This is a genomic window from Ochrobactrum sp. 19YEA23 (genome assembly GCF_029909865.1).
Taxonomy (GTDB): Bacteria; Pseudomonadota; Alphaproteobacteria; order Rhizobiales; family Rhizobiaceae; genus Brucella; species Brucella gambitense.
The window spans coordinates 375,826-393,800 of the sequence record NZ_JASAMQ010000003.1 but is presented as its reverse complement, the minus strand read 5'-3'; the positions used below and the strand labels follow the sequence as shown (position 1 = coordinate 393,800).

Sequence of the window (17,975 nt, the reverse complement as noted above, 5' to 3'; positions counted from 1 at the left end):
GAGTCGTGCCTACTTGTTCAAAATGAGCTTGCCTTGGCGGGTAATCTTGAGGCGATAGAGCGATCCGCCGTGCTCTATCCCTACCTCGCGGGAGCCGTCGAAAAGTTCGCGGCTACCATAAGTCTTGATCTGCGCTTCCTTGAGGGTCGCGCGAATCGTCGGCGCGGCGCGTTCACCGGTGTTATCGATCGCCGGACCGTCGATCATGCGGTTGGCAGAACGGTCGGCGGCGTGCCCGCGGGGCAAACGCACTTGCATGTCTATATGAATACGCCTGTTCATTTTCCTGCCTGCCTTTGACTTAAAAGCTTCGCTGGGAAGCCACGTTTTTCACAAAACGATATCCGTCTGTTAGTGACGAAATTGATTTGTTGACATCGTTAGTCATGTTTACTAATCACTGCATTACTGGATTAATCGAGTCAAGTTTAAATCTCGCCCTTCCAGCGCAAGCCACGAAGAATTCGTCTTCGCCAGCCAGCAGAGCAGCCTCCATATTGGAAGCATTCTAAACAATTGAATTCTTAGGCTTTCCTGCCGATTCTCAGGTCGGCGGGAGCACACTTGCGCAGAGGAAATACAGCAATGCGGGCGACTGGTGGGGTACACAAGCGTTCATTCCTGGCGAGCAGCGGGCTCGCCGTAATTCTTGTCGCGATGGCATCGCAGTCACTCGCGCAGGAACAGAAAGCAGCCGAGAGCGAAAGCGACGTCAAGCTGAAGACGATCACCATCAAGGGCGATGGTGCAAAGGGCGATGCGACCTACAATACGCCCGCCGCAGTCAGCACCGTTTCCAGTGAAGAGCTGCGCCGTAATGGCGATGTGAAGCTGGACGATGTGCTGCGCGACAAGCCGGGCGTTTTCACCCGCGTGAACGGCTCCCAGCCGGGTGTTGCCGTCAATATTCGCGGCTTTGAAGGTTCCGGACGCGTTAACATGATGGTTGACGGCGTTCGTCAGAACTTCCGCTTCACCGGCCACGAGGCACAGGGCTTCACCTATGTCGATCCGAACCTTCTCGCCGATATCGACATTTCACGCGGCGCAGTGACCGGCACCGGCGGCGGCGCGCTTGCCGGCAGCGTCAATTTCCGCACGCTCGGCGTGGACGATATCGTCCGTCAGGGCCAGCAATATGGTGTCCTCGGACGCGCCTCCTGGGGCAGCAACGGCGTCGGCTTCTCTGAAATGCTGGCCGCTGGTGCACGCGTCAATTCGATGGGCGTTGCCGCTGCCATCAGCCGCCGCGATTCCAAGAACTACAAGGATGGCGATGGCGTCGAACAGTCGGATACCGGACAGGAACTGACTTCGGGTCTCGTCAAGACCGAATTTGGTTTCGGCGAAGATCACAAGCTGTCGCTTGGCGGTGTTTTCTACAACAACGACTTTGGCGCCAATTCCTATGACCAGAACGTCAAGAACAAGACGTTCACGGCGAATTACAGCTACAACCCGTCGGATAACGACCTGATCGACTTGCATGTCAACGCTTACTACAACCGCCTCGACATGACCTATTACAACAGCCTGTCCACGGGCCTTCCGGGCAGCGCGACAGGCCGTGGCATCACCGATAAGGGCTATGGTTTCGACATCTCGAACACATCGCGCTTCAGTGTCGGCGAAGTCGGCGTCAAGTGGAACTACGGCGTCGAATATTTCCGCGACAATATTTCGGGCGACAATTCCGGCGTCAATCCAGTCGACGGACGCAGCAGCAACGGCGCAGTCTTCTCCGAGACCACCTTCAGCTACGGCATTGTCGACCTGATCGCCGGCCTGCGCTACGACTTCTTCAAAACGTCGGGCAGCGCCGACACTGGACTGGCCGGCTTCGGCGAAAACGGCGTCTATGACGTCGATATTTCCAAGCAGCGTCTCGACCCAAAAATCACGCTGGCAATCAACGCGACCGACTGGTTGCAGCCATACGTGACCTATTCCCAGAGCATGCGTTCGCCAACGCTTCAGGAAACCATGTTGGGCGGCAACCATCCCGGCTCGACAAGCGTCAGCTTCCTGCCGAATCCGACCCTTTCGCCTGAAACCCAGAAGGGTTGGGAAATCGGCGTCAACCTCAAGAAAGACGATCTGTTTCTTGCCGGAGACTCGCTGCGCCTGAAGGCCGATTATTACGACATGGATGTCGAGGACTACATCACGTCCACGTTCAACCCGACCTATCGCAAGTACCAGTTCGTCAATGTCGACGGCACTTCGCAGGTGCGCGGCTTCGAACTCGAAGCGATGTATGACGCAGGCATGGCCTTCGGCGGCATTACATATACCCACTCGAAGTCGGATCTTCCGGCGCAGACCCCAGGTCTCGGCGCAGGTCAGTACATGCCGGATGATGTCTTCTCGGTTAGCGGCGGTGCACGTTTCCTCGAACGCAAGCTGACGGTTGGCGGTCGCTACTCCTATGTTTCTGGCGGCGATACCGTCGGTTACACCGGCGTTACCCAGTCCGACAGCTATGGCCTCGTGGATGTGTTCGCCAACTACAAGTTCACCGACAACGTGGACCTGACGCTGAAGGTCAACAACCTGTTCGACAAGAGCTACACGCCATTCCTGAGCACGTCGGGCTCCGGTCAAGGACGTACGTTCCTCGTGGCGACACAGTTCCAGTTCTGATCCGAGGCAAGTGCCCCGGACATGATCTAACCGTCGCATCTTTGAAGGCTGGCCAACCTCTGACCGCGGCTGCGGCCTTCTGATCCCGAGATGTGACGCGGCGCGTGCGGCCCTACCACCGCACGCGCCGGAAATACGATTTCAGGTTTCTGGCCATGCCGACCAGAAAACCCGCTATAGTCGATCAAAAGCCAGTCCAAACCCAATGGAAAAGGATGAGCCATGTTCATAGCCATGAATCGCTTCAAGGTCCGCATCGGCAGCGAAGCCGATTTCGAAGCCGTCTGGAAAAACCGCGATTCCACGCTTTCCGAGCTTCCGGGCTTCGAAACGTTCCACCTGCTGCGCGGCGCGACCAGTGAAGAGGAAGGCTATACGCTGTATGCTTCCCATACGGTCTGGCGCAGCCGTGACGATTTCACCTTCTGGACCAAGTCCGAACAGTTCCGCGATGCGCACCGCAATGCCGGAACCAATAAGCCGCTTTATCTCGGACCACCGCAGTTTGAAGGCTTCAGCGCCGTCGAAGGCGCATAAGTCACTGTCTCGCCCACCTTTTCCACAAGGTGCGGCGAAATGGCACAGTTTCTGTCGGTGACGCTTTCACATCGTTGCCGACGAAGCATTTAAACACCCAATTCATGTGTAAACATGGGTAGTTAACTCATATTTAGAATGATTCTAAGTAATTGTTTTTTAGAACATTTCAAAAACATAGAATTTGACAGATACCCTGCTCCCCAGCCATAACCTGACCTAGTTTGGTGAGTTTAATAGACCGCCTAAATAGACCTTTAATGTTCGGGCCTTTAACCCTTGCAATTGGAGGAACCATTGTCCGGTTCATCTTGGCCTCGCGCCACCAGTAAAATAACGCTGCGCGTTTCCAGCAGCCGTCTTGAAGTAGAAGTACCGGGCAATCAGGTAAACTTCCTCCATTTTTCGCATTCCGCGTCAGGTTTTTACTGCCGGAATGGCATGGGAGTATCCGTCTCATGCTAGTTTGCAGCTGTAACGTCATTACAGATAAAGATATCGAGGCAGTTGTGATCGAACTTCTCGATCAGGATTGCTGGCAGCTTATCGTTCCCGGCACCGTCTATAACGCCATGTCCAAGCGCGGCCGCTGCTGCGGCTGCTTCCCAAACGTCGTAGAAACGATCATAAGGGTGACTGAAGAGTATCATCTTCGTCACAACCAAATGGACGAAAACGTCATCCAGTTCATGGATCGTGTACGTTCTCTACGCGACAAATTCGGGAGTTCATGGAATGAAAGGCGAACCAAAGGTCATCGAGCGGCTTAACGAGGCTCTGTTTCTTGAGCTCGGCGCCGTCAACCAGTATTGGCTGCACTACCGCCTGCTGAACGACTGGGGTTTCACGCGTCTTGCCAAGAAAGAGCGTGAAGAATCCATCGAAGAAATGCATCACGCTGACAAGATCATCGACCGCATCATCTTCCTCGAAGGTCACCCAAACCTGCAGACTCTCGCACCGCTGCGCATCGGCCAGAACGTCAAGGAAGTTCTGGAAGCCGATCTTGCCGGTGAGTATGATGCCCGCGCTTCCTACAAGAAGTCGCGCGAAATCTGCGATGAGCTCGGCGACTACGTTTCCAAGCAGCTTTTTGACGAGCTTCTGGCAGACGAAGAAGGCCACATCGACTTCCTCGAAACCCAGCTCGACCTGCTGGCGAAAATCGGTGAAGAGCGCTACGGCCAGCTGAACGCAGCTCCTGCGGACGCAGCCGAATAAGCCTGTTTTTCCAGGTACTCCGAAGCCGGGACCTCCAGTCCCGGCTTTTTTATTGCCGCCATGCGGCAACCACGCCCGGCATCCAAGCTTTACCTTGGCCCCTTTGTCGTGGTATTGCGCGCGCAATTTCCGAAATTTGCAAGGTTCCCCCAATGAGCGCACCGCGCGTCAGTTTCGTTTCACTTGGCTGCCCGAAGGCGCTGGTCGATTCCGAACGCATCATCACCAGCCTCCGCTCGGAAGGCTATGAAATCTCCCGTAAACATGACGGCGCCGATCTGGTAATCGTCAATACATGCGGCTTCCTCGATTCCGCACGCGATGAGTCACTTGAAGCCATCGGCCTCGCACTCAACGAAAATGGCAAGGTGATTGTTACCGGTTGCCTCGGCGCGGAACCGGACGTCATTCGCGAACGTCACCCGAACGTGCTCGCCATCACCGGCCCTCAGGCCTATGAAAGCGTGATGAGCGCCGTGCACGAAGCCGCCCCGCCAGCACATGATCCGTTTGTTGATCTGGTGCCGCCGCAGGGCGTGAAGCTCACGCCGCGCCACTACGCCTATCTAAAAATTTCCGAGGGCTGCTCCAACCGCTGTTCTTTCTGCATCATTCCGGCGCTGCGTGGCGATCTCGTCTCGCGCCCGATCGATCAGGTGCTGCGCGAAGCCGAAAAGCTGGTGACAGCCGGTGTCAAGGAAATCCTCGTCATTTCGCAGGATACAAGCGCCTACGGCCTCGACATTAAATATCAGGAAGCCATGTGGCAGGACCGCACCGTCCGCACCAAGTTCCTTGATCTGTCGCGCGAACTGGGTGACATGGGCGTCTGGGTGCGTATGCATTATGTCTACCCCTACCCGCATGTCGATGAGGTCATTCCGTTGATGGCGGAAGGCAAAATCCTGCCTTACCTCGATATTCCGTTCCAGCATGCTTCGCCTGCCGTTCTGAAAAACATGCGCCGCCCGGCGCATCAGGAAAAGACCTCGCGCCGCATTCAGGCATGGCGCGAAACCTGCCCGGATCTGGCCGTCCGCTCGACTTTCATCGTCGGCTATCCCGGTGAAACCGAAGAAGATTTCCAGCTGCTGCTCGACTGGCTCGATGAAGCCAAGATCGAACGCGCTGGCTGCTTCAAATATGAGCCAGTCAAGGGCGCAAAGGCCAATGATCTCGGCCTCGAACAGGTGCCGGAAGAAATCAAGGAATCGCGCTGGCATCGTTTCATGGCCAAGCAGCAGCAGATTTCCACCAATCTTCTCAAGAAGAAGGTCGGCAAGCGCCTGCCCGTCATTATTGATGAGGCGAATGGCACAATCGCCAAGGGTCGCACCCGCTATGACGCGCCGGAAATCGACGGCAGCGTGCATATCCAGTCGCGTCGCCCGCTACGTGTTGGCGATATCGTTACCGTGAAAGTCGAGGCGAGCGACGCCTACGATCTGCACGGCATCGCCGTCTGATGGCGGCTTCGGCAGCCATTGCCATCCGAAAAACAACATCGGCAGATGTGGCGGCTATCGTCGCCATGCTTGCCGATGATGCGCTTGGCGCAAAGCGCGAAGACGCCAGCCTGCCATTGCGCGACGAATACCGGAACGCCTTTGCTGCCATCGACACCGACCCGAACCAGTTTCTGGCTGTGGTCGAGCAAGACGGGCGCATTATCGGCTGCATGCAATTGAGCTTCATTCCGGGCCTGTCCCGCATGGGCCAATGGCGGGGCCAGATTGAAAGCGTGCGTATAGCCAGCGATATTCGCGGCGGGGGCATTGGCCGCCAGATGATCGAATGGGCTGTTGAGAAATGCCGCGAACGGGGCTGCGGGTTGGTGCAGCTTACGACCGACAAATCCCGCTCCGATGCACTGCGCTTTTATCAGTCGCTCGGTTTCACAGACAGCCATGAAGGCCTTAAACTATCGCTTTAAGAAAGCCGTACAGTCATCGTTGTTTAAAACAAAAAAGGGCGCCCGAAGCGCCCTTCCTTTTGCCTGTTTACAAGTCTTATTGCGGCAGCTTGTCGTCCACGCCTGCGACGTAGAAGTTCATGCCGAGCAAGGTCTTGTCGTCAGCATGTTCGCCAGCCTTGAGCCATTCCGAACCGTCCTGCTTCTTGATCGGACCCGTAAACGGCTTCAACTCACCGGACTTGATCTTGGCCACGGTTTCCTCGGCCATTTTCTTCACGTCGTCCGGCATGTTGGTGAACGGAGCCATCTTGACGAGGCCTTCATGCATGCCCCACCAGATATCCTGGCTCTTCCAGGTGCCATCGAGAACAGCCTTGGCGCGGTCGATATAATATGGACCCCATTCGTCAATGGTGGCGCTCAGCTGCGTCTTTGGCGCAAACTTGATCATGTCCGAAGCCTGACCAAAAGCCTTGATACCGCGTTCGGCTGCAACCTGAATGGCGGCAGTGGAATCGGTGTGCTGGGTCAGAATATCTACGCCCTGATCGATCAGGGCCTTGGCGGCATCGGCTTCCTTACCTGGATCGAACCACGAATTCGCCCAGATGACCTTGACCTTGAAATCCGGATTGATCGACTGCGCACCCAGCATGAATGCGTTGATGCCCTGCACCACTTCCGGCACCGGCACGGAGGCAATATAGCCTGCTACGCCCTTGGTGGAGAGCTTTGCAGCGATCTGCCCCTGAACATACCGGCCTTCATAGAAACGCGCATTATAGACCGAGACATTGTCGGCGGTCTTATAACCGGTAGCGTGCTCGAATTTCACCTTGGGGAACTTCTTGGCGACCTTGATCGTCGGGTCCATGTAACCGAACGAGGTCGTGAAGATCAGCGTGTTACCGGCGCGTGCCAGACGTTCGATGGAGCGCTCGGCATCAGCACCTTCCGGCACGTTTTCGAGATAGGTGGTTTCAACCTTGTCGCCCAGTGCCTCAACCAGTTCCTTGCGCGCCTGATCGTGCTGATAGGTCCAGCCGAAATCGCCCGGAGGTCCGATATAGATGAAGCCGATCTTCAGTTTTTCTTCCGCATGCGCCGCGCCGCCGAGCATAAAGCTCGCAGCTGTAGCGAAGGCCATAAGCGTCTTTTTCATGTTCCCTGCACTCCTTGTTGACACCCAATATTCAAAACAAAAGCTGTTGGGAGCGGCTTTCGTTTAACCCCTATCTGTCCGGTACGAACGGCTTGCCGAGCGATGCGGGCGTATTCATCATCGTCAGGCGCTTGTTGCGCGAGATGATCACCAGCACCACGATGGTCGCGATATAAGGCAAGGCCGACAGCAACTGCGACGGCATGCCAAATCCAAGCGCCTGCGCATGCAGCTGGCCGATGGTGACCGCACCGAAAAGATATGCTCCGATCAGCACCCGCCATGGCCGCCACGAGGCGAAAACGACGAGCGCGAGTGCGATCCAGCCACGACCGGCCGTCATATTTTCCACCCATTGCGGCACATAGACGAGCGAGAGCTGCGCGCCTGCAAGACCCGCGCAGGCTCCACCGAACAGCACTGCCAGATAGCGTGTGCGCACCACATGCACGCCAAGCGCATGGGCGGAACCGTGGCTGTCGCCAATAGCACGCAAGGTGAGACCCGCGCGTGTGCGGAACAGGAACCACGTCACGCCTGCAACCAGCAGAAGCGAGAAATAGAAGATTGGGTCCTGCCCGAACAGGAACCGGCCGACCAGAGGAATATCCGTGAGATACGGAATATAGATCGCGTCCAGCCGCACGCCCGGAATACCGACAAAGCTTTCACCCAGCATGGCCGAAGCACCGATACCCAGAATGGTTAGTGCAAGACCGGTCGCCACCTGATTGGTGACAAGTGTGAGTGTCAGGAAGCCGAAAATGGCCGAAAACAAGGTTCCAACGGCAATACCCGCCAGAAGGCCGAGCCATGCCGAGCCGGTAAGCTGCGCTGCGGCAAAGCCGGAAACAGCGCCCATCAGCATCATGCCTTCAACGCCGAGATTGAGTACGCCGGAACGCTCCACCACCAGTTCGCCGATGGCTGCGATCAGCAGCGGCGTTGCGGCGGTGGCAATTGTGAGAAGAATGGCCTGGGTCAGTTCCATCGGATCAGGCCTTTCCCGCTTTGCGCGTGCTGACAAGGCGAATGCGGTAGAGAATGAGCGTATCACAGGCGAGCACGAAGAACAGGATCATCCCCTGAAACACGCGGGCCGATTTTTCTGAAATGCCAATGGCGACCTGCGCCGCCTCGCCGCCGAGATAGGACAGCGCCAGCACAAGCCCCGCTGCAATAGCTCCGAGTGGATTGAGACGCCCCAGAAACGCGACGATGATCGCAGTGAAACCATAGCCCGGTGAAATCACCGGACGAAGCTGCCCGATAGCACCGGATGTTTCCGCAATACCGGCAAGCCCGGCCAGCGCGCCCGAAACGGCGAAGACAAAGAAAACCAGCTTGCCCGAGCTGAAACCCGCAAAGCGCCCGGCGCGTGGGCTCTGGCCAATAACCTTGACCTCAAAGCCCTTCAGCGTGTGCTTGAGCATAAACCAGACCAGCACAGCTGCAATCAACGCCAGAACAAAACCCCAATGTGCACGGCCCGATTCACTCCAGATTTCCGGCAGAATAGCGCTTTCATTGAACTGGCGCGTTTCCGGGAAGTTGTAGCCTTCCGGGTTACGCCACGGTCCGCGCACCAGCCAGTCGAGAAAGAGCTGCGCCACATAGACCAGCATCAGGCTGGTGAGAATCTCGTTCGTGTTGAAGCGCACCTTGAGGAAGGCCGGAACCGAGGCATAGGCCGCGCCACCCACCATGCCCATCAACATCATCAGCGGCAGAACAATCCATGACTGGAAGTCGGGAAACAGCACCGGCAAAATGGAACCAGCGACGGCCCCCATGATGAACTGCCCTTCGGCACCAATATTCCAGTTGTTCGACAGGAAGCAGACGCACAGGCCCACCGCGATCAGGATCAGCGGCGCAGCCTTGACCAGCAATTCATGCCACGACCAGATATCGAACAAAGGTTCGACGAAGAACACATACAGCGCGTTGAAAGGGTCTTTGCCCATCAAGGCGAAGGCGAGCCCGCCGAAAATGAAAGTAAGCGCCAAAGCCAGCAAGGGCGACAAGGCGCTGAAAAGTCTCGACGGCTGGGGGCGTTTGACGAGTTCGATCCGCATCAGGCTGCCCCCGCCTCTGCTTCACCGGAAATGCCGCCCATCAGCAGGCCGATCTTTTCAAGGGTCAGTTCAGCAACAGGCATAGGCTCGGAAAGCTGACCATGATTCATAACGGAGATCCGGTCACTGATTTCAAAGAGTTCATCGAGATCCTGGCTGATGACGAGAACGGCGGAACCGGAACGCGCCAAATCCACAAGAGCCTGTCGTATGTGAGCTGCGGCGCCCGCATCGACGCCCCATGTCGGCTGGTTGACCACCATGACTGATGGAGACCGGTCGAGTTCGCGACCGATGATGAATTTCTGCAAATTGCCGCCAGACAATGCAGAAGCTGGCGGGTTTTCTGCGCTTTTGCGCACATCCATGCGCTCGATGATACGCCGGGCGGCGGAATGCAACGCGCTTTCAGCTATCAGTTTCAGCGCACCACCGCGCAAGAAGGCTTTCGCATCGGTCCTGTATCGCGACAGGAACAGATTATCGGTCAGCGGCAGTGAAGGCACTGCACCATGGCCGAGCCGCTCTTCCGGCACGAAGGCGGCACCCATCATGCGGCGTTCGCTGATGCCGAGCCTGCCCGCATCCTTGCCGCGAATGCGCACGGTCGACGCCGCCGATTGCAGCACCTCTCCAGAGATGGCTTCGAAGAATTCACCCTGCCCGTTGCCTGCAACGCCAGCAATGCCGACGACCTCGCCTGCCGCCACCGAAAGCGAGATATTCTTCAGCGCCGTGGAAAACGGTCCGCGTGGCGGCTGCGACAGTGATTTGATTTCAAACAGCGCCTCGGCCCGTGTCGCAGGAGCATCCATCGGGCTGCGCGCCACGACTTTGATATCATTGCCAACCATCATGCGGGCAAGCGATGCCGCCGTTTCCTTGCGCGGATCGCAATGACCGACCACCTTGCCGTGGCGCAACACAGTTGCGCGGTCGCAGAGGCGCTTCACCTCTTCCAGACGGTGGCTGATATAGAGGATGGATTTGCCTTCAGCCTTCAGCCGCTCCAGCGTTTCAAACAGGCGGTCGGCTTCCTGCGGCGTCAGAACCGACGTCGGTTCATCCAGAATGATCAGGTCGGGTTCCTGCAGCAGACAACGTACGATTTCGATGCGCTGGCGCTCACCGACCGAAAGGTCGCCGACATGGGCCTGCGGATCGACCGGCAGACCATAGGTCTTGCCGACTTCACCCGCGCGCCTCGCCACATCCGACAAGGGTAGCGAATGGTCGAGTGAAAGAGCGATATTTTCCGCGGCAGTCAGCGAGTCGAACAGCGAAAAGTGCTGGAAAACCATTCCGATGCCGAGTTTTCTTGCGGCGGCAGGTTCACCAATGACGACGCTCTCGCCCTTCCAGACGATTTCGCCTTCGAGCGGCTGGAGAGCACCGAACAGCATCTTGACGAAAGTGGATTTTCCGGCGCCGTTTTCACCCAGCAGCGCGTGAATTTCACCCTTGGCAATGGTGAGATCAACCCCATCGCAAGCTCTGAGCTGCCCAAATACTTTCGTGAGCCGGCGGACATCCAGAAGAGGCCGGTCGGATAAATTGGCTGACATTATTCCCCAAATGTATTTTTGATTGACCTTAGCAGCAATTTTGCACTTGAAAAGAGCAAAAGCAGGCTCTGCCTAACATATGCACACCGGCGATAGTTAGCCGTTCAGTCACATTGCAAAAACAAGGTCAATCAGAGGTCATTACGGGAGTAAAATGCTGGTTCCTGTGGTCTTGCGCGCTTCCAGTTCCTCATGCGCCTGGCGGGCATCCTTCAGCGCATAAGTCTGATTGATTTCGATCTTCACCGCACCACTGCCCACAACGTCGAAAAGTTCGGCTGCGGTCTTTTCAAGATCAGGACGCTTGGCAACATAGTTGAACAGCGTCGGGCGGGTTGCAAAAAGCGAACCCTTCTGCGCCAGCAAACCGAGGTCGAAAGGCGGAATAACGCCCGACGACTGACCGAAACAGGCGAACATGCCAAGCGGCTTGAGCACATCCAGCGATCCCATATAGGTATCGCGACCAACAGAGTCGTAGACGACGTCCACGCCTTCGCCATTGGTCAGTTCGCGCACCTTTTCGGCAAAATTTTCCGTGCGATAATTGATGACATGGTCATAGCCATGCTTCTTCGCGAGCGCGATCTTTTCTGCCGATCCCGCTGTGCCAATAACCGTTGCGCCAAGATGCTTGGCCCACTGCCCTGCGATCAGGCCGACACCGCCAGCCGCAGCATGGAAAAGGATCGTCTGGCCGGCTTCAACGCGGAACGTGCGGCGCAGCAAATATTGCGCGGTCATGCCCTTCAGCATCATGGAGGCGGCAGTCTTGAGATCGATACTGTCCGGCACGATTACCAGACGGTCGGCAGGCAGAATGCGCTCGTCGGCATAGGAGCCAGGCGTTGCCACATAAGCGACGCGATCACCGATTTTCACATTTGCAACACCGGCGCCAATGGCAATAACCGTGCCTGCGCCTTCATTGCCGGGCGTAAACGGCATTTGTGCCGCCTTGTAGAGACCCGTGCGGAAATAAACGTCGATGAAATTAAGTCCAACAGCCTCGTGACGAACCTTCGCTTCGCCCGGCCCCGGCTCACCAATTTCAATCTGCTCATAGTTCAGAACTTCCGGCCCGCCGGTCTGATGAACGCGAATGGCATTGATCATCATACGTCTCCGCTCTTTTTTGCAGCTGCAGCTTTCTCGGCCTCAATAACGGCGGCTGTGCGCCCAAGACCCGGGAAGAACTGCATGATTGCGCCTATGAAATAGATATAGAGCCCGGTGACGGAAATGCCCACGCGAACCCACAGCGGCGCATCCAGCGTGTAGTAAAGCGCGATAGCACCGAAGGCGCACCAGAGCAGAAACACTGTGAGATTGATCGGACGCAACCGAACAACGCGCACCGGATGCAGGAAGTTGATCGGCAGGAAGGACAGGATCGCCGATGCGACCACTGTGCCGAACGCCACCCACTCGCCCGGTCTGACGATGAACAAGGTGAAGACCACCATGTTCCAGACCACCGGGAAGCCCTTGAAGAAGTTCTCCTTCGTCTTCATGCCTGTATCGGCATAATAGATCGCGCTCGATACGACGATGATCGCGCCGGATATGAAGGAGAGGTTCGTTCCCATGAAGCCGCTTTGATAGAGCGCAAAGGCGGGGATCAGAACATAGGTGACATAGTCGATGATATTGTCGAGCAGTTCACCCGACCAGTTGGGCAGAACATATTTGACTTCGAGCTTGCGCGCGATTGGGCCGTCGATGCCATCCACGAACAGCGCCAGGCCAAGCCACCACCACATCGCGGTATATCGCCCGTCGCTTGCGGCGACGATGGACAGAAATGCCAGAAAAGACCCGGATGCCGTCAACAAATGGACGGAAAACGCCTTGGCTTGTGGCGCGGTGACTTTCTTGGCTTTGAGTTTTCCGGTCAGTCTGGTTTTCACGCTGTCCGCCATTCCGTTTTGTCGCCGCGCAATTTCCGCAGAAGATACAGCGATATTATTTCAATCTCATCCGGGGCGTGTACACCAAACAAACTGACACCCCAACCGTTCTGTTGGATCGCAAAGCGATCTATCCCAGAAAAGCCGTGTTCTTGCTGGAAGCTTTCCCCGAATAAGCGCCAAAGAGCAAGTAAGGCATGAGGCAAATCAGCCTTAATTCCACGGAAGAATGGCCTTTGCCGGCATTTCGGTCTAAGTGCTGCTTAAGAACGGCACGGAAGAATCATCTTCATAGCTGCATTTCCGGCCTGCACTTCTGGTCGACACGTCCCGACGAAGGATGAAGCGAAATGAACGATCTGGTTGCGAACAAGCCGATGACTGACATCGTGATCAGTGGCGGCGGCCCTGCCGGCATGATGGCGGCGCTGGCGCTTGGCGCGAAAGGCTATCGCACCGTTCTTCTCGGTCCCGAAACGGATAAGGGCGACCGCCGTACCACCGCACTGATGATGCCCGCCATCCGTTTTCTTGAACAGATTGGCGTCTGGCCGTCCATCGAGCCTGAAGCAGCCCCCCTTGCCTCCATGCGCATTGTCGATGCGACGCAGCGCCTTGTCCGCAGCCCCACCGTCACATTCCGGGCCGGTGAAATCGACGAGGACGCTTTCGGCTATAATATTCCAAACGCTGTGCTTAACGCGAAACTGGCGGAAGCTGTTGCCGGAAGCGCCAATATCGAGCGCAATACGGCTTCGGCTATCGAATATCGTCCCAATGGCGATCATGTAACGGTGACATTGACAGGCGGCGATACGCTTCATGCCCGCCTGCTGGTTGCCGCAGACGGACGCAATTCCGGCGCGCGGGAAGCCGCAGGCATCCGTGCACGGCGCTGGAACTACCCGCAGACAGCCGTTGTCTTGTCCTTCGCCCATACGATCGGCCACGAAAACATTTCTACAGAGTTCCATACCGAGCATGGCCCGTTCACGCAGGTTCCGCTGAAAGGCAAGCGTTCAAGCCTTGTCTGGGTGGTGAACCCGGAACGCGCCGAAGCCCTCCTCGCGCTGGACGATCAGGCTCTTGCCGCGCAGGTCGAAGAAATGATGCAGTCAATGCTCGGCCAGATAGAAATCGATGTGCGCCCGCAGGCTTGGCCGCTGTCCGGTCTGGTGCCGAGCGCATTTGCGGCGAAACGGACCATCCTGATCGGCGAAGCAGCCCATGTTTTCCCACCCATCGGTGCTCAGGGGCTTAATCTCGGTACGCGGGACGTGGAAACACTGGTCAAAGCGATTGAGAGCGATCCTGTCGATCCGGGCTCGGATCGCGTGATCCGTGCTTACGACCGGGCGCGTCGTCCAGATATTCTGGCCCGTACCGGCTCGGTCGATGCACTCAACCGCTCGCTTCTTTCGCCCATGCTGCCCGCGCAGATTGCGCGCGGCGTCGGGCTGGAAATGCTGCGCTCCTTTGCGCCATTGCGCTCGTTCTTCATGCGGGAAGGCCTGCGTCCGGGCAGTGGTTTCACCCATTTTCTCCCAAAACTCCCCAAGCTGGCAGACCGTCAACGCGACACGGCCCGCAAATAACAGCTTCCTTTCAAAAACTTCATGTTTCACGCCCGCTTTAATTTGGCGGGCGGTGAACTACATAACGTCTCATGGGTATGACACAGATAAAACACGCGAAGTTCCAAATCGGTCAGGTTGTGAAACACCGGCTGTTCCCGTTCAGGGGCGTTATCTTCGACGTGGATCCTGAATTTGCAAATACGGAAGAATGGTATGAGTCGATACCTGAAGATGCACGTCCTCAGCGCGACCAACCCTTCTATCATCTCTTCGCGGAAAACGCGGAATCCGAATATGTGGCCTATGTGTCCGAGCAAAATCTGCTGCCCGATATGAGCGGCGAACCTTTGCGTCATCCGCAGATCGACGAGATTTTCGACCGGCTCGACAATGGCACCTACCGCGTGAAATCGCAGCACGCGAATTGAATTCGCTTCGCTTCTTAAAGTGATGGTTCAAAGAAAAAGGGCGCTGAAAGCGCCCTTTTTGTCATTACCACGGTTCTGCTGATTAGTTGGCAGCGCCTTTGGCCTTGTCCTGCTCAGCCTTCATCTTGGCTTCGAAATCTTTTTGCTTCTTCTGGACGGCGTCCTGAAGTTCCTTCTGGCGGTCTTCCAGTTCCGACTGCTTCAGAGCCGGGCCGGTGAGAGCCTGCGAGAAGCCAGTGAGAGCGACCGGGATCGGGTTCGGCTTGTTCTGATAATTGACAGAGGTCAGCGTCAGCTTGCTGCCCTTCTGAAGAGCCTTGATCAGATCGTCATTCAGCGGTGCTTCAGCAATGCAGCGATCCGGGAAGCAGATGCCGTATTCAAGCTTTACCGCTTTGTTGTTGTCGATCTGCATGCCAACGCCAGCCGGAATGAGGCGGCCAATCGGCACGGTGACCTGGAAGATCTTGCGATTGATCTTGCCCTTGATCTCGATGAGGTTAACGGCCGTCAGCAACTGGCCGGAATCCGCAGTGACAATGTTCTGCGTGTTGCAGATGTCGTTGTCTTCCTGCTTCGAGCAGACCTTGAACCAACCCTGCGGCGGCTGCTGGGCCGATGCAGGCATCGTTGCGGAGGCAAGCAAGGCGAACGCGCCAGCGATGGCCGATGTGGCAGCGATTGTCTTCGTGCTGGACATGATCAACAGGTTCCTTTCAACGCTCTGATCTTTAGTTCCCGTATTCTGGCTTAGTCAGCGATAGACCGTCACTGGTTTGAAAATGCGGCAACAGCGTGACCTTAAGGACTCTCCATCCTATTCCGGGGCGGTGTTACAACGACTACGAACACGAATCCAGACCAGTTTCCATTTGGAATGCTCCGAATCTCGCAAAATCACCATTTTCATTTGTACTGTCACGTTGGGAACACGCCCAAAATGCCCATATATTGCAGGATCATGGTAATTTCGCCCAACGAATCAATGCTATTTCGTATTTCCTTAAAAACAAGCGCATCACGCTTACTTACAACGGACGAATGAAGTTGAACGGATTGATCGCTCATTTGCGCAGAAAATTCCTGCCGACAATTTCTCAGGGGCTCAAATTGGGGCTTCTGGCGGCTTTCGCGGTCTCGACGACGGGAATCGCCCTACGCACGGCACAGGCTGAAACAGCAACGACGCCAGATTATGCACTTTCCATGCATGGGGACGTGGCGCTTCCTGCCGACTTTACGCATTTTCCCTATACCAACCCCGATGCGCCGAAGGGCGGCAATCTCACCATGGGCGTTGTCGGCACTTTCGACAGCCTCAATCCCTTTGTGCTGAAAAGTATGCGCACGACTGCGCGCGGGCTGTTCACTGATGGAGACTTCGGCAGTCTGGTCTACGAGCCCCTGATGCAGCGTTCGCGTGATGAACCGTTTACGCTTTATCCCCTGCTTGCGGAGAAAATCGCGATTGATGCGGCGCGGACATGGGTGGAGTTCACCCTTGATCCCCGGGCGAAATGGTCGGACGGACAACCGGTAACGGTGGATGATATTATCTTCACCTATCAAATTCTCACCGAAAAGGGCCGCCCTCCTTTCAACAACCGCATGAGTCGCATCGACAAGATCGAGAAGACTGGCGAACGTTCGGTACGCTTCACCTTCAACGACAAGTCGGATCGCGAGTTTCCGATGCTGATCGCATCGCTGATGCCAGTTCTTCCGAAACACGCAATCGACCCTGCGACATTCGGCAATTCCACACTCAAGCCGCCGGTCGGCAGCGGACCCTATCTGGTTTCCGGCGTACAGCCCGGCCAGCGCATCATCTACAAGCGCAACCCGGACTATTGGGGCAAGGATATTCCATCGAAGCGCGGCACCGACAATGTCGACACGCTGACCATCGAATATTATCGCAACGAAACCTCGCTGTTCGAATCCTTCAAAAAGGGGCTGCTCGACGTTTTCATCGAGGGTAATCCGACGCGCTGGGAAAGATCCTATGATTTTCCGGCCGTACAGCAAGGACGTGTCATCAAGGAGAGTTTCGAAAAGGGCACGCCAGCAAACATGCTGGGTTTCGTGTTCAACACCCGTCGTCCGATCTTCGGCGATCGCCGCGTGCGTCAGGCGCTGGGTTTGCTTTTCGACTTCGAATGGGCGAACCGCAATCTTTTCGCCAGCCAGTACAAGCGCACCCAGAGCTTCTGGGAAGGTTCGGAACTATCCTCGGTCGGAAAACCCGCTGATGCGCGCGAAAAGGAGCTTCTGGCCCCTTATCCAGATGCGGTGCGTGAAGACGTAATGAACGGCACGTGGCATGTCCCCGTCACCGACGGTAGCGGCCATGACCGTGCGCCCGCCAAACAGGCTTATGATCTGTTGATGGAAGCTGGCTTTCAGTTTCACAACGGACTGGCCGTCGATTCCACAGGGAAACCGCTGCAATTTGAAATCATGACGCGCTCTGCGGATGAAGAAAAGATCGGGCTAGCCTACAAGCGCAATCTCGCCCGTCTTGGTATCACCGTGGAAATCCGCACCGCCGACGATGCTCAGTATCAGCAGCGGCTCCAGACCTTCGATTACGACATGATCCTCGGCGCTCTTGCCAGTTCGCTGTCGCCTGGCAACGAGCAATGGATGCGCTGGGGTGCCGCCTCGCGCGATGCGCAGGGCAGCTTCAACTATCCCGGCGTGGCTGATCCCGCAGTTGATGCGATGATCGATGCGCTGCTGGCAGCACGCACCCGTGCCGATTTTGTCAGCGCCGTGCGTGCACTCGACCGCATACTGCTATCGGGCGATTATTATATTCCTCTCTACCATCTGCCTTACCAGTGGGTTGCGCGGTGGGACCGGATCGGCCATCCGGAGAAAACTTCGCTTTATGGCTATCAGCTGCCGACCTGGTGGCGTGCCCAGCCTTAAGTTCT

Annotated in this window: 18 protein-coding genes; 9 read left to right on the top strand and 9 right to left on the bottom strand. The window is 56.5% G+C overall.

The window, feature by feature from the left end:
• Positions 1 to 9: 9 nt before the first annotated feature.
• Entirely contained in the window at positions 10 to 282 is a 273-nt protein-coding gene (hemP, locus tag QBD01_RS10790) for a hemin uptake protein HemP (RefSeq protein WP_078340362.1), read from the bottom strand.
• 303 nt (positions 283 to 585) lie between these two features.
• On the opposite strand from hemP, the gene QBD01_RS10785 reads away from it, so the two are divergent.
• The 6 genes from QBD01_RS10785 to QBD01_RS10760 all read left to right on the top strand — a co-directional run bounded on the left by QBD01_RS10785 (position 586) and on the right by QBD01_RS10760 (position 6,334).
• Positions 586 to 2,643, top strand: coding sequence for a TonB-dependent receptor domain-containing protein (locus QBD01_RS10785; protein WP_280992773.1), 2,058 nt, complete (start codon positions 586 to 588; stop codon positions 2,641 to 2,643).
• Positions 2,644 to 2,865: 222 nt separating this feature from the next.
• On the top strand, positions 2,866 to 3,180 hold the full coding sequence (locus tag QBD01_RS10780; RefSeq protein ID WP_280992772.1) for an antibiotic biosynthesis monooxygenase: 315 nt from the start codon (positions 2,866 to 2,868) through the stop codon (positions 3,178 to 3,180).
• A gap of 458 nt (positions 3,181 to 3,638) precedes the next feature.
• A complete protein-coding gene (locus tag QBD01_RS10775; RefSeq protein WP_109367516.1) occupies positions 3,639 to 3,950 on the top strand; it encodes a bacterioferritin-associated ferredoxin in 312 nt (103 codons plus the stop codon).
• Entirely contained in the window at positions 3,916 to 4,401 is a 486-nt protein-coding gene (bfr, locus tag QBD01_RS10770) for a bacterioferritin (RefSeq protein ID WP_171317361.1), read from the top strand. The genes QBD01_RS10775 and bfr overlap by 35 nt, the downstream gene beginning before the upstream one ends.
• Before the next feature lie 152 nt (positions 4,402 to 4,553).
• Positions 4,554 to 5,867: a 30S ribosomal protein S12 methylthiotransferase RimO gene (gene rimO, locus QBD01_RS10765; RefSeq protein ID WP_280992771.1), complete on the top strand. Its 1,314-nt coding sequence runs from the start codon at positions 4,554 to 4,556 to the stop codon at positions 5,865 to 5,867.
• Positions 5,867 to 6,334: a GNAT family N-acetyltransferase gene (locus QBD01_RS10760; protein WP_280992770.1), complete on the top strand. Its 468-nt coding sequence runs from the start codon at positions 5,867 to 5,869 to the stop codon at positions 6,332 to 6,334. Before rimO ends, QBD01_RS10760 begins: the two co-directional genes overlap by 1 nt.
• 76 nt (positions 6,335 to 6,410) lie before the next feature.
• On the opposite strand, the gene QBD01_RS10755 is transcribed toward QBD01_RS10760, so the two are convergent.
• From QBD01_RS10755 to pcsA, 6 genes are all read right to left on the bottom strand, one after another.
• Entirely contained in the window at positions 6,411 to 7,478 is a 1,068-nt protein-coding gene (locus QBD01_RS10755) for a BMP family ABC transporter substrate-binding protein (RefSeq protein WP_280992769.1), read from the bottom strand.
• Positions 7,479 to 7,548: 70 nt separating this feature from the next.
• A complete protein-coding gene (locus tag QBD01_RS10750) occupies positions 7,549 to 8,469 on the bottom strand; it encodes an ABC transporter permease (protein WP_280992768.1) in 921 nt (306 codons plus the stop codon).
• Positions 8,470 to 8,473: 4 nt separating this feature from the next.
• Positions 8,474 to 9,556: an ABC transporter permease gene (locus QBD01_RS10745; RefSeq protein WP_280992767.1), complete on the bottom strand. Its 1,083-nt coding sequence runs from the start codon at positions 9,554 to 9,556 to the stop codon at positions 8,474 to 8,476.
• The gene (locus QBD01_RS10740) at positions 9,556 to 11,121 is read right to left on the bottom strand and encodes an ABC transporter ATP-binding protein (protein ID WP_280992766.1); all 1,566 of its coding nucleotides are present in this window, start codon (positions 11,119 to 11,121) and stop codon (positions 9,556 to 9,558) included. Before QBD01_RS10740 ends, QBD01_RS10745 begins: the two co-directional genes overlap by 1 nt.
• A 141-nt stretch (positions 11,122 to 11,262) precedes the next feature.
• Positions 11,263 to 12,237, bottom strand: a complete 975-nt coding sequence (locus QBD01_RS10735; RefSeq protein WP_280992879.1) for a quinone oxidoreductase — start codon at positions 12,235 to 12,237, stop codon at positions 11,263 to 11,265.
• Positions 12,237 to 13,043 (bottom strand): phosphatidylcholine synthase, encoded by an 807-nt coding sequence (pcsA, locus tag QBD01_RS10730; RefSeq protein WP_280992765.1) that lies wholly within the window; start codon positions 13,041 to 13,043, stop codon positions 12,237 to 12,239. The genes QBD01_RS10735 and pcsA overlap by 1 nt, the downstream gene beginning before the upstream one ends.
• A gap of 338 nt (positions 13,044 to 13,381) precedes the next feature.
• On the opposite strand from pcsA, the gene QBD01_RS10725 reads away from it, so the two are divergent.
• Entirely contained in the window at positions 13,382 to 14,626 is a 1,245-nt protein-coding gene (locus QBD01_RS10725) for a UbiH/UbiF family hydroxylase (RefSeq protein WP_280992764.1), read from the top strand.
• A gap of 71 nt (positions 14,627 to 14,697) precedes the next feature.
• The gene (hspQ, locus tag QBD01_RS10720; RefSeq protein ID WP_280992763.1) at positions 14,698 to 15,036 is read left to right on the top strand and encodes a heat shock protein HspQ; all 339 of its coding nucleotides are present in this window, start codon (positions 14,698 to 14,700) and stop codon (positions 15,034 to 15,036) included.
• An 82-nt stretch (positions 15,037 to 15,118) separates the two neighbouring features.
• Here hspQ and QBD01_RS10715 read toward each other — a convergent pair whose 3' ends face one another.
• On the bottom strand, positions 15,119 to 15,736 hold the full coding sequence (locus QBD01_RS10715; RefSeq protein WP_078340379.1) for an invasion associated locus B family protein: 618 nt from the start codon (positions 15,734 to 15,736) through the stop codon (positions 15,119 to 15,121).
• 218 nt (positions 15,737 to 15,954) lie between these two features.
• Positions 15,955 to 16,104 carry a hypothetical protein gene (locus tag QBD01_RS10710; RefSeq protein ID WP_280992762.1) on the bottom strand — a complete coding sequence of 50 codons (150 nt, stop codon included), beginning with the start codon at positions 16,102 to 16,104 and terminating at the stop codon, positions 15,955 to 15,957.
• Between QBD01_RS10710 and QBD01_RS10705 the strand changes: the two genes are divergently transcribed.
• Positions 16,078 to 17,970, top strand: a complete 1,893-nt coding sequence (locus QBD01_RS10705; RefSeq protein WP_392391374.1) for an extracellular solute-binding protein — start codon at positions 16,078 to 16,080, stop codon at positions 17,968 to 17,970. The two genes, QBD01_RS10710 and QBD01_RS10705, sit on opposite strands and share 27 nt — an antisense overlap.
• Positions 17,971 to 17,975: the final 5 nt, after the last annotated feature.